10 protein-coding genes and 1 pseudogene are annotated in these 15,498 nt (G+C 66.7%); 3 read left to right on the top strand and 8 right to left on the bottom strand.

Annotation, left to right across the window (positions count from 1 at the left end; genetic code table 11):
• Positions 1-32: 32 nt before the first annotated feature.
• Positions 33-365: pseudogene (locus ACZ7HT_RS07355) on the top strand (transposase); the annotation flags it as partial.
• Positions 366-378: 13 nt separating this feature from the next.
• On the top strand, positions 379-705 hold the full coding sequence (locus ACZ7HT_RS07350) for a hypothetical protein (protein WP_471161017.1): 327 nt from the start codon (positions 379-381) through the stop codon (positions 703-705).
• 28 nt (positions 706-733) lie between these two features.
• Here the strand turns inward: ACZ7HT_RS07350 and ACZ7HT_RS07345 are convergent, their stop codons facing one another.
• The 4 genes from ACZ7HT_RS07345 to ACZ7HT_RS07330 form a co-directional block, all read right to left on the bottom strand.
• Positions 734-2,455 (bottom strand): hypothetical protein, encoded by a 1,722-nt coding sequence (locus tag ACZ7HT_RS07345; protein WP_471161014.1) that lies wholly within the window; start codon positions 2,453-2,455, stop codon positions 734-736.
• 133 nt (positions 2,456-2,588) lie between these two features.
• Positions 2,589-3,050 carry an ABC-three component system middle component 2 gene (locus tag ACZ7HT_RS07340; RefSeq protein ID WP_471161011.1) on the bottom strand — a complete coding sequence of 154 codons (462 nt, stop codon included), beginning with the start codon at positions 3,048-3,050 and terminating at the stop codon, positions 2,589-2,591.
• Complete coding sequence (locus tag ACZ7HT_RS07335) at positions 3,047-4,162, bottom strand: ABC-three component system protein (RefSeq protein WP_471161008.1); 1,116 nt, start codon at positions 4,160-4,162, stop codon at positions 3,047-3,049. The genes ACZ7HT_RS07340 and ACZ7HT_RS07335 overlap by 4 nt, the downstream gene beginning before the upstream one ends.
• Before the next feature lie 277 nt (positions 4,163-4,439).
• On the bottom strand, positions 4,440-8,294 hold the full coding sequence (locus ACZ7HT_RS07330; protein WP_471161005.1) for a DUF4365 domain-containing protein: 3,855 nt from the start codon (positions 8,292-8,294) through the stop codon (positions 4,440-4,442).
• A 1,234-nt stretch (positions 8,295-9,528) separates the two neighbouring features.
• Between ACZ7HT_RS07330 and ACZ7HT_RS07325 the strand changes: the two genes are divergently transcribed.
• Positions 9,529-10,827: a GNAT family N-acetyltransferase gene (locus ACZ7HT_RS07325; RefSeq protein WP_471161002.1), complete on the top strand. Its 1,299-nt coding sequence runs from the start codon at positions 9,529-9,531 to the stop codon at positions 10,825-10,827.
• A 364-nt stretch (positions 10,828-11,191) separates the two neighbouring features.
• Here the strand turns inward: ACZ7HT_RS07325 and ACZ7HT_RS07320 are convergent, their stop codons facing one another.
• The 4 genes from ACZ7HT_RS07320 to ACZ7HT_RS07305 all read right to left on the bottom strand — a co-directional run bounded on the left by ACZ7HT_RS07320 (position 11,192) and on the right by ACZ7HT_RS07305 (position 15,495).
• Positions 11,192-12,166, bottom strand: coding sequence for a hypothetical protein (locus tag ACZ7HT_RS07320; RefSeq protein WP_471161000.1), 975 nt, complete (start codon positions 12,164-12,166; stop codon positions 11,192-11,194).
• Positions 12,163-12,744: an RNA polymerase sigma factor gene (locus ACZ7HT_RS07315; protein WP_471160997.1), complete on the bottom strand. Its 582-nt coding sequence runs from the start codon at positions 12,742-12,744 to the stop codon at positions 12,163-12,165. Before ACZ7HT_RS07315 ends, ACZ7HT_RS07320 begins: the two co-directional genes overlap by 4 nt.
• Before the next feature lie 373 nt (positions 12,745-13,117).
• A complete protein-coding gene (locus ACZ7HT_RS07310) occupies positions 13,118-13,912 on the bottom strand; it encodes an AAA family ATPase (protein ID WP_471160994.1) in 795 nt (264 codons plus the stop codon).
• On the bottom strand, positions 13,909-15,495 hold the full coding sequence (locus tag ACZ7HT_RS07305; protein WP_471160991.1) for a Mu transposase C-terminal domain-containing protein: 1,587 nt from the start codon (positions 15,493-15,495) through the stop codon (positions 13,909-13,911). The genes ACZ7HT_RS07310 and ACZ7HT_RS07305 overlap by 4 nt, the downstream gene beginning before the upstream one ends.
• Positions 15,496-15,498 lie beyond the last annotated feature (3 nt).

The following is a 15,498-nucleotide window of genomic DNA, read 5'->3' as shown; positions in this document are numbered from 1 at the left end:
GGTGGGGAATATCGGCGGCGTTCACAGCCCGCACCTATGGCACGAAGTGGCCCAAGGCCGTCGCGAAGATCACCGAGGACCGGGACGAGTTGTTGGCGTTCTACGACTTCCCGGCCGAGCACTGGGTCCACCTGCGGACCACGAACCCCATCGAGTCGACGTTCTCCACGGTCAAGCTGAGGACGAAGGTCACCCGCGGCGCCGGCAGCTCGGCCGCGGCCCTCGCGATGGTGTTCAAGCTCGTCGAGTCCGCCCAGGCCCGCTGGCGAGCGATCACCGGAGCCCACCTGGTCCCGCTCGTCCGCGCGGGCGCCCGCTTCGAGAACGGTCTGCTGGTCGAACGCACCGAGAGCCACGCGGCCTGAGGAGAATGCCCAGATGACCGTCTTCGACACCTACGGCACGAACGCCCACACGGCCAAGGAGTTGGCCGACCTGCTCGCCGAACGGCTCGACGTGACCTTCGCCGAACGCGAGAGCGACTACCGCGGCATCTACTTCCTGGCCACCCTCGCCGGCACGACCTGCCTCCAGGTCCAGCCGAACGCGATTCCCGGAGATGACGGGGAAGACGATCTCTACGAGGACGAGCACCCCGACGTCTCGGTACTCCTGCTCATCACCTCACCGGCCACCGCCGAGCCCCTCGACGACGAGCTCTCGGCGGTCGGAGGACTCACCCGGATCAGATCAGCGCGAAGCTGAGCAACCGCCGATCCACAGGTCTTGACTATTAATCCTGCGGGTGCCGGCTGGCTGCTGTTCCTCGTGAGCTTGTTGGGCTGGCGGGGAAGAAGCCGGGTCTGCCGTCGTGTGATCCGGTGAAGCGGTAGGAGGTGACGCGGGAGAGTACGTCGGCTGGCGGGTCGCCGTTCTCGATGATGATGGCCTGGCCGGGGAATGTGGCCATGTGGCGGTAGAAGTGGTCGACGACGTGTCCGGTGATGTCGACGTCCTCGCCTACGGGTTCTCGGTAGGTGACGACCGGGGAGTCGAGTACGACGAAGCCGGGGTGGGGCAGGTCCTGGTCGATGCAGTACCGGGCGAGGGCGGTGGTGAAGGCCGAGTGCAGTACGGAGCGCACGCCCTTGCCTCGTCCCGCGCGGGGGCGGTTGCCGGCGCGGATGTCGCCGTTGTACTGGTCGTACTCTGCGAAGTCGACGGCTGGCACCTTCCAGGCTTCGAGGGTCTCCCTGAGGACGCTGTCGAAGACGCTCAGGATGCGTGCCGGGATGTGCTCAGCCCGGCGGGTCGCGGCAACAGCGCCTTCGCCGTCGAGTTTCGAGCGGCGGTGCTCCAGTTCGCTGATGCGGGAGTGCAGTTCGAGTTCCCGCTCGATGGTGGAGCGGGCGGCGAGAAGGTCGTCCATGTGTGCTCGCAGCGGGGCGAGCTGCTCTTCGGCCGTGTCGATCTCTGCATCGAGTCCGGCCGTCTGTACCAGGAGGGTTTCTGTGCGCCGGCGCAGGGTGTCTCGCTGGACGTCTAGATCGCTGATAGTGGGCAGCAGATCGGTGAGCAGACTGGTGGTCTTGTCGGTCTCGGCCTGGACGGCCTGGTGGAGCTGGGTGGTCTCCTCGGCGCTGTGGCTGGGGTGCTGGTGCTCGGGTTCGGCTCCGCAGAAGACGCAGGTTCCGACGCGGAAAAATCCCAGGAGGCTGCCGACTTCGCTGACTGTTTGAAGGCGTTCAAGGTCGGAGCGGTATTGCTGCTCAAGGAGTCCGAATCGTGTGAGGAGGTCGGTGACCTCGGCCAGGCGGCTTTCGAGTGCGGCAAGTTCCTGGGACGCCTGCATGCGGCTGGTGACCGCGGTGACGTGTCGGTCCGCGATCACGCGCAGCGATTGGGACTGGGTGTCGATGGTGGTCTGGATCCGCGCCAGGCGCTCTCGCAGCTGTGTCTCGTTCTCCTGGGTGATGAGCTTGCTGGTGAGGTCGAGGACGATCTGGTCCAGGAGGTTGATCTGCCCTTTGTGGACGCGGCGCTGGCCCTGGTTCGGGCCGGTTTCGATGACGGGGTCATCTTCGCCGGTGAGGAGGAACTTCATCACCGACATGGCAGCAGTCTTGGTCGAGTTCGCCTGTGAGCGTAAGACTGGGGAGAGCGGGTCGACCATGCGGGTTTCGGTGATCACCGACAGGTGTGCAAGGTCGGGAAGGGTCAGGTCGCGGGTTCCGCCTGCTTCGTTCTTGCGGATGCGTACGTCGCCCAGGCCGAGTTCACCCAGCAGGAACATCGACAGGCTGCGGGTGCTGCGTGCGGTGTGGACCGCTGTCAGTTCCCGCTCGGCAGGCCGGGTCACCAGACCTCTGAGGTCGGCGAAGTGCGCGTGAACGGCGTTGCTGTCGGGCCGGCGCACCAGGGTGAGCGGGTTGCCGTCGGGCAGCCGCAGGCCGAGGAGGATCTGGCTGTATCCCTCGGCTTCGGGGATGAGGGGCAGGCTGGTGCCGCCGAGCATGTACTCGATGGAATCGACGATGAAGGACTTGCCAGTGTCGGAGGCCCCGTAGATGACGGTCGTGTCGTCGTCGAAGAGAACTTGCGCGGCGGGCTTTGCTGATCCGGCGTAGGTGAGGTGGATCAGTCTCAGGTCAGTCACGGTGGGCCTCGGATGGCAAGGGCGTTTCGGCGGGACGGTTGATCAGTTCGCGCGTGGCCGCATCGACGTCGATGCGGGGCGCGTATTCGTGCACCACCCATTCGGCGCGGTCACGCAGTCGGTCCACGTAGGGGGTTTCCAGGACGTCGATGAACGCCGGTCCCCGCTCCGTCGCCCGGTACATCAGGCCCCCCTGGTGCGCTTCGATGCCGGCCAGTCCGGCGCGCATCAGGACGAGCAGGCCCTCTTCCAGCACCCGGCGTTTCATGCCGAGCTCTCCGGTGCGGGCGGGCAGGTCGGGGTGCAGGCTGGGTGGGCCGTCGAATTCCGCGCTGTGCAGGAGGGCGTAGTCGAGCACGACGAGCTGGGCCAGGTCCATCGGCTCGGGATGGCTTTCCGCGAGCAGGGCAAGAGCACGCACTCCAACCTCCAGCGGGCTGTTGAGCGGGTTCATGCCTTGCCTCCCTGGCACCAGGTGAGCCGGTCCTCGTTCGCCAGGTGATGACATACCCCTTTACGGTCCAGAGGTCTCACCAGTTTGGCGAGGATCGTCTCGGTCAGGATCACCTGGCTCGCGGTGACGAGGACGGCTTGCAGCCGGTCGAGTCCGCTGGCGTGCCGGCCGCGGGCCACCTCGACGACGATGGCGTGGATGTCGTCGGCGACGGCTTCGAAGTGCCCTTCGGGAGTGGCATCGCGGGCGAACAGGCGCAGGGATTCCGCGCTGTAGAAGGCCTCACGCTGGGACTTCAGGTGATCGCGCGCATCCTCATGCTCGGCGACGCAATCCAGGGTGTCAGCCTTGTCGCCCCATTCCTCACGGTAGGCGTCGAGGAGTTTCTGGACGTACCGCGCCTCTATGGGGGTGTGCTCGGCTGGCGGGTTCATGATCTGAGGCCGAGGGGGCAGCGGCTGTGCGAACCGGGCGGCCCAATGCCGGGTGGTGCGATGGAGGTCGAGCATCTCGTCCATGTCGACCGGTTCGAACATGGAGAAGTCCGTACGACGTGCCAGTACTTCGACCGCTTCACGCTCGGCGGGGCTCAGCGACGTGATGGAGGGGTCTTTGGTGGAAGCGAGTTCCTCGAGGAACCTTGCCCGTGTGTCAGACGGCTTGGCGAGCTGCTTCACCAGGCTGCGACCGATGATCGGTGCGGCGAAGATGTATCGGCTCGGCAGGGTGTAGTGCCCCTGGACGACCGACTTGAACAGCTTCCTTATCTCCGGTGCGGCCTTCGACCAGGTCAGTGCCTCGCCATAGTGCTTGCACTGATAGTTGTGCCACTCCCCCTCCATGGCCTGCGGCGTCAGGTAGGCAGCCACATCGACACCGTGGTCCCCAGCACCGCCGTGCCGATCCACCCGCACGTAGCAGGTGTTGAGTGCCGGCACCCATTCCTTGACGAACTCTTCGAACTCGTCGGGGTCGTAGGCGAAGACCCTCTTCTTCGGGCTGGACTGAGAGGGGAAATGCAGGCCGGCTGTGGACATGCTCAGCTTGGGCGTGTCGTCGCCATGCGCCGCGGCATCGCCTTCCTCCAGCACGCTTCCCCCCGGATCGACCACATCCCGTAGTGATCAACACGGGACAGCGAGGCAAGAGATACCACTGCCTATCCGTTCAGCAAAGAGGCCCTGCACGCTCGCCGTCCAGATCAGGCCACGCCCAGGCGCGCGTCGGTATACCCGTCGGCCGGTATCAGCTGACGCCCACATTCGGCAGCAGACCCGGGCCTGCATCGCCGGTCGCTGGCACGAGCAGCATCCACCGGGAAGGACCCTGAGATCGGGGAGAACGGTCGGCTCTGTTGTGTGAGGCAGCAAGGAGACGGTGGTGCTCTGTTTATCGTCCGCCCGGCCTGTGGGGATCTGGCAGCGCGGCGCGGATGATGGCTTCGGCTGCGTTCTGCGTGAATCCCTGGAGGGTGATCAGCTGCTGCGTCGCAACCTCGTGGAGCATGGTCCAGATGTCCTCCTCAACTGCTGGCGGTAGTTCCTGCACGGGTCTTCCGGTCACCTGCCCTCGCCGGCTCGCCGCCTGGCCGTAGGTGTCGATGGAGCGCACCGCGGATTCCTTTACTGCATCTGCGGTCTCGGGTCCCACACCCACGGCGATGAGGGTCTCCGCCGCAAGTTCGACAACGGCCTGGGGAACGTCCTGGGGCTCCAGGAGGGCGGTTCGTCCGACGGCAGCGAAATCCATCCATCCGGCAAGCTGGTCTGGGGCGTTGTCCCATACCTTCTCTGCAACTGCCGCCCACAGTGGTCGTGCGGCCTCGATTTGCCAGAACTGCGGGCGGGCGAACATGGTTGCTGCCGGGGCGGGCTGCCAGGCTCTGGCTCGGGCAATGTCAGCGATGTCGCTGACGCTGACGGGCAGATCGACGACGTAGGCCTCCACCAGCTTCAGGATGTCGCGTTCGTGGCGATCGAGGGTGAACTCGGAGTAGTCGCTTCTTTCCTTGAGGACGTGCAGGAGAGCGACGGTGCCGAAAGTCGGGATCCCTGCGTCGATGAGCATGCCGCGCAGGGCAGCGTCGTCACACCACACGGCGACACCGGTGTCGAGTGCGTGCTGGGCCGCTGACAGCCATGCGGCGTCTGCGTCTTCCGGGACACCGGTGATTCCGAGTCGGCGGCGGACCTCGGTCAGGTCAGGGACGTCGACGGTGTGGAGACTGGGGATGATCTGGCTGAAGGCCGCCGCTTGCTCGGCAAGGTGCTGCCTGTCGTGGTCGGTGTACTCGGTGATGGTGAACCGTCCGCCCCTGATGCCGAGCTGTCCCGAGGAACGGAGCATGTCGTGGAGGGCGTACCGGGTCTCGATGAGGTCGTCGCAGACCGCTTTCGTGGTGGGAGTGGCCGCGAAGACTGCCCGGAGCTGGTCAAGCCGTCCGGGGATGAGAGACGTGACCGCCAGAGCGGTGGCGTCGATGACGACAGTGCCATTCAGGGAGTTCTGGACAGCTCTGACCTCCGCTGCGATCTGAGCGGGGCTGATGCTGCAGGCGGGGATCAGGCCGGCGGCTCGTTGGGCGACGGCCAGGGCGACGGGCCGGCGTGCTGCCCAGGCCAGCATGCCCACGGGGACGGCGCCGATGCGTACGGCATCAGCCGCGGCGTCGAGGAGGGCTTCGCGGGGCCCCAGGGTCTGCTCGACGTAGTGGACGAGGTCTTCCGCATCCCCGTCCATGGCGGTGAGTGCGCGGCTTGCCGGCGGATCGGCGAGCAGGGCCTGAAGTCTGGTGGAGAGCGGCTCAGGAAGGTCCAGCCCTGTTCGCGGTCCCTCGACCGCTTCAACCTCACCATATCCGTTGTCCGCAGGTGACTGGGCTGGCTCGCCGGTCGCAGTCAGAAGACCGGCGAGGAGAGCTCCGGTGAGTTCAGGATCATCGTGGCGGTAGCGCTCGGCGAGACCGATTGCTGTTTCGGCCAGGTCCAGCGTCCACCCAGACCAGGCAACCAGCATGAGCCATGGGCGCGCGTCGTCCGCATCGCGGATCTGCGGGGCGAATCTGGCGAGCGTGTCTTGTGCTGTCTGGAATTTGCGGGCGTTGAGCTGGGCTCGGATCGCTGCCCAGGCGAAGGGAAGTGCGTGATGTGGGACGGCTCCGGCAGCACCTTCGATGGCGGTGAGGTGCTCGATGCCGACGGTTTCGGCAAGTCCGACGAGGGCGTGTTCCTCCATGTCGGTCCAGTCCCGTCGGTCGTTCGCCCACTGGATGGCCAGGCCGCGCAGATGCCGGCGCATGGCGGCGGGCAGGAAGGGGCGGCCCAGGAGAGTGAGAGCTTTGATGCGAGCCTGGTTTCTGGCCCCGGAGCGCTCCCAGAGGTCGACGGCGAGCACCCGCAGCTGGGTATCGCCGAAGCGCATGCCAGCCCGTTCTGCGGATTCTGCCGCGAGTTCGAGATGGCCGTCACGTTCATGTTGGTCGACGAGACCGGTCACGGCTACGACGCTGTGGTTCTCCCATTGCCGTAGGCGCCGGATCGCGGCGGCGGTGTCACCGTTCACCGCTTCCGCGAGGGCCCATCGGGTCTGGTAGACGGCCTCGTGGATGGCGCCTTGGTCACGGAGTTCGTCCAGGTGGGGCACGGGCCAGACGCCGAGGGCGGACAGTGCGAATGCCGCAGTCCACCGCTCGTCATCGTCGATGGCGCCGGCAGCGACACGCTGCCATGCGGCGATCCGGGTCTCGCGGCTTGCCGCTGGGTCTGCGTCGGCCGCGAACGCTGCCAGCTGGAGCTGGGCGCGGTCACCTGTCAGTCCGGCGGCGATCACGGCCGCGAGATCGGTTCGGCCCGCTCGGTACGCGAAGCGGACTGCGTCCATCCGGAGAGGTTGGTCGGCGGCCTCCAGGTCCTGGGCGTCTCCGTCGGGTCCGGCAATCGCCGTCCTGATGGCGGCGTCGACTTCACCGGTGTGCAAACGGGTCTGCATCACCACGCGGGCGGCACGGATACTAGGCCCGCGCCATCGCCGAAAGTCGGCTCGCGCGGCAAGAGCCAGACGCTGGGCGCGGCCTGCGTCGAGGAACGCCTGCTGTGGTGCCCTGGAGGCGCGGTTCAAAAGGCAGCGGGCGAGATCGAGTTGCACGTTCGGATTGTCCGGCGCCACGAGCAGAGCTTTTTCGAGCATGCCCTCGGCGTCGTCGTACCGGCCGGCCGCGAGGTGGCAGTGCGCGGCAAAGCGCAGGACATTGATGTCTTGGGTGGCGGCTGGGTCAGCGGAGGTGAAGGCGCGGACCAGTGTCTCCGGGAGCTGTGTGGGGTGCGCGCCTCCAGCGTCGGCCACTGCGCGGACGGCGGCTACGAGGATGACGTCGCCTTCTTCCTCGGCTGCGTCGGCCAGGCGGAGTGCTTGGTCGGGTGCGTGCGAGAGAGCAGAGAACGCGGCGAGGGCGAGCCAGCGGCCCTTGTCTTCAACGGCCTTGTCTGCAGCCCTTTGCAGGGATTCGACCGCGGAGAGACCGAGTTCATGAGCCGTGGCGTAGGAGGCGATCACCTTCCAGGCGTTCTCCTCGTGCTCGCTCTTCAGGCAGGTCAGCCAGGCCGGTTCCTGAGTGAGAAGTCCGGCTACCGTCCCGGCCGGGTCGTCGGTTTCGGCGAGAAGGACGGCCAGGAGTTCGGCGTAACCAGCGCCGACCTGGTGATCACGTAGGAGCCGCAGACGAGTGTCGCCTGGGAGGCGGTCAGTGGCCGCCTGAATAGGGGCTACGTCCTCGCGGAGCTTGGCGGGGCGGCCCAGTGCCTCCGCGTTGGCCTCGTCTATCTCTTGATGGGAGGGAACGAAGACTTTGTAGTTCTTGCCTGTGGAGACGAGGGTGTCAGCGTTGATGTGCTGCCAGTAGACGCGCTCGGACGAGGGGTGAAACAGCAGCAGAGCCACAGGCAAGGAGTGGTTGGTCCAGTACTCCACATGCGCCGCGTCGCATGGGTACCACCATCCTCCTTCGCCTGCAGCGGCGAACTGACTGTCCCCCGATTTGACCTGGACAGCGAGCAGCCGCCCGGTGGCGCCGCCTGTGGTCTTAGCCGCGAGACTGGCGCCGTCGACGACCTCGATGTGGGCATCGATTCCGACGTCGCTCGTCTCCTGCTCGCGAAACAGCCATCCAAGCCGGGTGGTCACCAGGTAGGAAGCCCGGGAGACGCCGGCGCGGTCGACGAGATGCGTCGAACGAACAGTCGTCAACACTCACCTCTTTCTCCTGGCCTCTTCAGGAGCCAGTTCGATCCTGCCAGGAGCCTAGAGGGCGGTACTGACAGTCCAGCAAGTGCCGGGGACAAGGGCGGGTGTAGGTGACCTCACTCGTCACCGCTGGAAGGCACCGCCACCTGGGCCATTCCGGCTGGGTGGTCGTGGAGGCACACCCGCCACAGGCCGTGCGGTGCGTCATCGCGAGCTGATTCAGGCGTTCATCGGCGCGGCCCCCACCGCACCCCAGCCGCTCGAAGCGGCTGTCAAGGGATTCCGCAACGCTCTCGGTCTGCCCACCCGTCCCGCGACCGTCTCATGGGTACCTCGTGGGAGGGAGCTTCCGCCACCTGTCGCGGCGATGCGACGCACCCTCGCTCACGGTTCCCCGGGCACTCCTGCGCGTCTACTTCCGGTGGGATGGACCATGACCAGCCACGGCGTTGAGGCTGCGCGTCGGCACGGCAGGGGAAATCCTCGACCGCACAGCGATGATCGAGCTGCAGGCAGCGTTGAGCGCATGGCTGCTCTTGACGAAGACGACTGGGGAGTCTGCCCCGGTGAACGACTCGACTTGTTCTTGAATCGCCTTGTTGGTGAGACAGGACACGGACCAACTGCCGGCGGGGTCAGCGCCGGGCACCGATGCGCGCCCGCACCTTCGGGCTCGGGTGGGGGTCGCCTCCAGGCGGCTGGCAGTGCCCGTCCGCTGCGAGGCGGCGCGGGAGCCGCTGTGTGTTGCGGCTGGGCAGGTCCTGTGATCAACGGTCTGGGCTGCAGTCCGAGCAGACGTTGTCGTCGTTGAACTCGAAGTGCACGTCGCTCGGCGGCAGATGGTTGAACCTGCAGGCGGTGCACAGGTCCCCGCCGCAGTTTCCACAGCCGACATAGCGCCCACCGTCGTACTCGTAACGCCGCTTCTCGATCCAAGGGTCATCACACGCCATGTTGAGTCTCTTTTCGTCGAGATCGTCTTCTCCCGCCCCAGGCCAACGAGCACGCTCATAAGGTGGTCACACGGTCAGGGTCCGCGGGCGCGCTGGCGCTGAGCGTGTGTCCTGTTGCCCAGGGGTACGCCTTCCCCCAGGAACCTGGGCCTCGAGCGAGGGCTCTGGAGGGGTCTGGCATCCCGTCCTGGGCACGCCAGACGCCACCATGTCGCCCTGCCACACAGCCTGTGCACGTGCGGCGCCCGTGAACCACCGGAGAGAGACGGCAGGAAGAGGAGCAGCAGATGAGTGAGCGGACCGTCCACCTTGATGCCGATCCGCGTGACTGGCGTTGCAAGAAGATCCGTGTCCGGCCGCACCGTTGGTATGCCACGGTCGAGCTCGACCGCGACGGGTACGTCGACGCCGCGGCCTCAAGAGGTCATGCGGCCGAGCTGCCGGCTCTCTACACCGACGCCGTCGACAAGGTCCAGGCTGCGGCCGTGGACCGGCTTTGGTACGACGGGTACCCGGGCGACTTTGCTTGGAGCAGTGGTTCTCGCTGGGTCGCCTTGCCCGTTCCGTACACGGAGGTTGAGGCTGCGGTCGAAGCTCTGCGGATGGCTGAGCTCGACCACGACTACAGCGGGCTTGCAGCGCTGGCCGACCGGCTGGCGCTGCCGGTGGATGACTGGCTGGCTCCCGGCGAGCGGGAGTTGGTGCGTGGCGTGGACTTCCACTCGCGCCCAGCTGTGTTCCTGCGGTTCCTGCGCGGCAAGGCCAGAAGAAGCGGACTGCGTCTGAACGGCCGGGCGACGGCCGGGAGCGTGTGGGTGCGCCCGACGCTGCCGACCGCACAGAAGCAGCTCCGGGAGATGTTTCCCGAGCAGTATCCCGGGTGGGTGGACCGGTGGAGCGGTCATGTCGACCTGGATGACGCGCCCTACCGGCCCTGGGTGGGCGGCCGTGACCAGGACCTCAGTCATCGCGCCATGCCGGTCCGGTTCCAGACCGTGCAGCCTTCTGTCGGCAGTGACTGCCGGTGCGGGATGAGCCTGAAGGAGGACTGGAACAGCGGCGAGCACGCCGGCCACCACGCGGCGTGGGCGTTCGGTGTGCGGGTGCCCAAGAACCTGGACTGGCTGGGTGACCTGGCCGTGGTGACGACCCAGTCCCCCATCGCGTGGCGCAGGCTCGTCTACAAGGTGGCGAAGATGCCGCAGCGGGAGAACCACTACGACTTCCGCTCCTGGTCGCACCTCGGCGAGCCCGAGGAGACCGAGGACAACGTACGGGCCTACCTGCTGAAGGCGAACGGGTACGTCATCGGCTATCTGGCGGCCCATGACACCGATCACCACCGGCCCTGGGACCTCGCCGACGACTCGCAGTACGGCGAGGCTGACGACACCCTGCGGCCGCGAATCGACCTGGTCTGGGTGGCCGACGGCTACCGGCGCCAAGGGGTGGGCGCCACACTCGTCCAGGCGCTCGCCGACGACTTCGGCTCCCCCGTCGCCGAGGTGTCCTGGTCCACCCCGGTCAGCCGGTCGGGCCGGCAGCTCGCGCGCCGGCTCTCACCCGAGGGCGTCTGGGTGAGCTGAACCGGCTTGGATCCATGCGGCGGCCAGATCGGCGGCGACATCCCAGCTCTGCGCAGGATCATCGCCCGGCACCCACGCCGCGGTGTACGTCGTGTCCGTCATGTCGTCGACGTTAGCGCCGCCGTACGACAGCACGGCGGCGCCGACACACCGCCCGCTGACGCTGGGGCCTGTCACTGAATCTGAGAGGGGCAGGGGTGTTCCCTCCGCGATCCGCCGCCGGTGCACCCTTCTCGCGTCGCGACTCCCGCGTGCCCTTCGGACACGCGGGACGGGAGGGGCACGCGGGTACCGCGTGCACTACATCTGCCCGTTTCATGGTGTCCTGGCGGTTGTGGCGTGGTTGCTGATGAGCGCGAGACGATCAGGTGTCGGCTGACACCTTGGTGTTGCTCGGTTCTGCCGCGACGACGAGGACCCCGGGTTCCTCCGCTGCGGGCGTCGATGCACGGCGGATGAGTGGTTCCCACTCCTCGGGCCAGGTTGTCGATGCGTTCCAGCGGACACCGGCAAGGGTGGTTCCTTCGAGTTTCGCCTGTCGAAGGTCTTCTCCGGTGAAGTCGTTGCTCACCGTCTGAACGATCGCGACGGCGCGCGACAGGTCGTGGGCCTTAGCCCATGCCTGATCGAGATCACCTGCAAGGTCCCGGGTGACCATCTCCGAGTCCATGGCGCAGTCGGGTTCGGCGAGCATCGGCACCAGCTCGTCCCGAAGGAGCTGGTGGGCGTTGTGAACAGCGCACAGGAGCGGCTGGGCATGGATCTCCAGGGATTGTTGCACTGCGCTCAGGTAGTCCGGAGTGGTCGGCTTCGTTGTCGTGGGCGGGCGTTCTGTGAGGTGCTCGGCTTGTTCAAGGAGTCTCTCGAGACGCTGTACTGAGGCGCGTACCTGGGGGTCGGAGTCATCGAACTCCAGTAGGCCGATGACGTTCTCGGTGATTGTGCGGGCGCCGGCCAGGGCGGGCATAAGGTCTTTGAGCCTGTAGGACTGTGCGGTTTGCAGAGCACGGTGCCGGTATTTGATACGCACGGGCGCGAGCCTGCCTGCAAGGGGGTGGCCGATCGGTAGGTTGGGTTCCAGGTGGCTGGTGATGGCCCCTTCGTATTCCGGACCCGCCGGCCGGGTCAGGCGCTGGGAGACTGAGGTTCCGAGCGCCCGGTGCATTACGGCCAGCGTGCGGCTGAGGGCGAGGTCGGGATCACGCAGTTCGGGAGTGCCGCCTTGTGCGGACAGACGGTCGTGAACGGCGTTGCCGAGACTGCTGTGCGCGGTGGTGAGGAGTGTGTCCAGAGCTTGGTCGGAGCACTGCCTGTATGAGGCGCGTGCCGGATCGCTCATCGTCCTTCCTCCTTCTCTTTGTGCCCCGTGCTGCCGTTGAGGATGAGGCCGGCTTTCAGTGCTGCGCGGGCCCTGGTGAGGTTCTGTCGGACCGCCACGGGTGTGGTTCCCATGGCACGCGCGCTTTCCTCTGTGGTAAATCCGTCGAGGGTCCATGCCATAGCAGCGCGTTGCTTTGCGGGAAGCTGCAGCAGCAGGGCGATGACGGACCTGCTCTCTTCGTCGAGTTCGACCGCTTGGGCAGGCGTCTGCCAGCGCATGGTCAGTTCGTGCGGCTCGGGAGGCTCCGAGCAGAGTTCCTCGGGCGCGATCTTCTGTTTCACCCATGATCTCCAGGCGACCTTACGCAGCCATGCTCTGGGGTAGGCGATGGACAGCCCGGGTGCGCACATCTGGGTGAACGCGTCCTGAGCTGCGTCCTGAGCGGCGGTCCACGAGGCACCGTTGAGGAGGAGGAAGCGGACCAGGGCGGGGTACTGCTCCTGGTGCAGCGCCTCGGCCAGCTGGCGTCCGGGTAACGCAGCGGGAGAGTCCCGTGGTGGCGCTGTTGCAAGTTCAGCGCCGGCGGCATCGTCCATCGTGGCCACCCCCACTCTGGTGGGAAGCCGCCTGGATGTGCCTGTCCTTCGCATTTTCGTGAAGCGTGCCCCACGGAACGGTGTGACGGACGCGCTCCGTGATTCCGGCGTCCGCAATGCGGGCCAGTTCCACCTCTGCGCTGAGCTTGTGGTGAGCGATCTTTACCGCACCGCTCACGATGCTGACAAGAACGGTGGCTGCCGCCCCTGCCACGACCGGATCCACTCCGCTGTCTCCCTTCGACGCTGGATGCCGAGTGCGTCTCAACGAGTAGACGCTGCATAACAGTGCTTCAGGGGAGGGAAGTTGTGACATCGTGCAGGTCAAGAGCGGCGGGGCGGCCCGCCGCCCGACCTCGGGTGGTTCCTCTGGTCAGAGGATGGTGGGGTCGATCCTGCTGAGGATGGCGCGGACGAGGTCGCGGCTGTATTTCGGGTAGGGCGGGTTCGTCATGGCCTCGTCCAGCAGGTAGGTGGCTTTGGCCCATTGGCGGAAGTTGCCGTGGCAGGCGATGTCGTCGATCCAGGGGATGTCTTCGAGGGGGACGTCTTCCCACATCGGGTGGTACTGGGGGACGACGTTGAGGACCTCGGCGGGGGTGAGGGGCTTGTAGCGCTGCCAGACGAGGATGCGGGAGTCGAGGGCGGGCCGGCTCTTGATCTTCCGGTAGCAGCTCTCGGCGCCGACGAGGACGACGGCCAGGCGGGTGTCTTCGTCGTCCCAGAGCTCGCGGATGAACTCGAAGGCACGGGTCTCGAGCCATTGCGCTTCGTCGACGACGAGGACGCGCGGGGTGCCGGCGAGCGCTTCTTTGATCATGGCTTCGCTGCGGGTTCCGTTGGCCGGCGGGTCGCCCGGGAGGTCCAGCTTCTTGTGAAGGGTTTCGCGCAGGGCCTGGATCCTGGAGGAGCTGAGTTTGACGCGAATAGTGCTTTGGGGGGCTAGTTCGTCGAGGTGGAGGCCGACGGCGAAGGTCTTGCCGAGGCCGACGCCGCCGTGGACGCACATGATGGCGCCGTTGCCCTGGTCCGCTTTGAGGGTGGTGACGAGGTTGGCGTAGGTCTCTTCGCTGGCGCGGGTGAGGATGGTGCGTGCTTGGGCGAGTCCGAGGTAGTGATAGTCGCGGCGGGGGGCGGCGGGCTCGGCCTGGGGGGTGTCGGTGGTCATGTGCTCTCCGGGGCGGGCGGGTTGTCGGGCAGGGGTTTGGTCCAGTGACCGGCGGTGGGGCGGGGCCTGGGCAGGAGGTCGGGGCGTGCTTCGAAGGCGGCGTCGGGCTGCCGGGTTTCATGACTGCGGATTTCGCTGGCGGCCTGGGGTGCGCTGAGGCGGTTGAGGCGTTGGGGTGTGGCGGGTGTGGAGGTGGCTGCGTAGCGGGTTCGGGCGTTGCGTCGGGCGCGGGCGAGTTTGGTGGCGTAGTGGTCGGCTTCGCGGCGGCGGCTGTTTTCGAGGGCGCGGGCTTCGGTGTTGGTCATTTCGTCGCTGCGGAAGGCGGGGCCGCGGTAGGCGCCGGTGCGGGCGTCGTAGAGCTCGACGCGGTGGTAGTGGTGGGGTGCGTGGCGGAGGTGGACTTGTTCGCCGGCGCCGGCGTGGCCGTGCATCCATTCGGCGATGTAGTAGCTGTCGTTCCAGCGGATGCCTTTGCTGGTGATGGTGAGGGGTGGTCCGATGCGTTGGAGTGTGTAGGTGTGGAGGGTTTCGGGGTCGAGGGTTTCGATGGGGGTGAGGTCGGCTGCCCAGGCTTGGGCGGGGGTGCGGCGGTGGAGGCGGGCGATGGTGTGGTCGTTGTTCCACCAGTCGATCCAGTCGAGGACGAGGGTGATGAAGGTTTCGTAGTCGACGAGGTCTTCGAGTTGCCAGGGGTTGCGTCCGCGTTTGTCGCGGATGCTGGTGGGGGCTTGGGTGTAGCCGGGCATGCCTTTGAAGAGGGTGTGTTTGACGGCTGCGTTGAGGGCTTCGACGGTGCCTTTGAGGTGGGGTGTGTAGGGCGGCAGGACGATGATTTCGGTGCCGAAGGCTTTCAGTGCGTCGCCGACGGCTTCGCTGAGGAAGTCGCGGCCTCGGTCCATGCGGACGAGTTTGGGGATGCCGCCGAAGGGGCGGTGGTGTCCGCCGATGAGGACGGCGTCGCGGACTGCGGCGAGGACGGCGTCGGTGCTGGGCTGGTGGGGGGTGATCGCCACACCGCAGACGGCGCAGGTGCCGTGGTCGATGAACCAGGTGATCCATGGTTTGTGGCGCTTGCCGTCGATGTTGACCCACATGCTGGCTTCGACGTGGTCGGTCTCCCAGGCGTCGTTGCGGAAGCTTGGGGGGCGCTGGCGGTAGACGTCGTGGTGGCGGCGTCCTTTTTCGCCTTGGCGTAGGGCGGCGCGTTGTCCGGGGCTGAGTTCGCGCTGGACGGCGCGGTGGAAGGTTGCCGGGGAGGTGGGTGGGGTGCCGAGTTGGTTTTCGCGGCGGAGTTCTCGGTAGGCGGCTGCGGCGTTGCCGCACCAGCGGACGAGAGCGTCGTGCATGGGGGCGGTGAGGGTGAAGTGGCGTCGGCCTTGGGGTGTGTAGATGCCGTCGTGTTGGGCGGCGTTGTCGATCCAGCGGCGGACGGTGCGGGTGCTGATGTCGAAGACGTCGCTGACGGCTTTGAGGTCGGTGGTGGTGAGCTGGTGTTGCTGTCGGAGGCGCCAGAGCCGGTTGACGGCTTTCTGTTGCAGGCTGGTGAGGTCTTTGGGCGGCGGATCAGGGTGCTTGGCCGTCATCGG

The sequence above is a fragment of the Streptomyces sp. NPDC037410 genome, from assembly GCF_055602235.1.
This window is presented reverse-complemented; position numbering and strand designations above follow the sequence as displayed.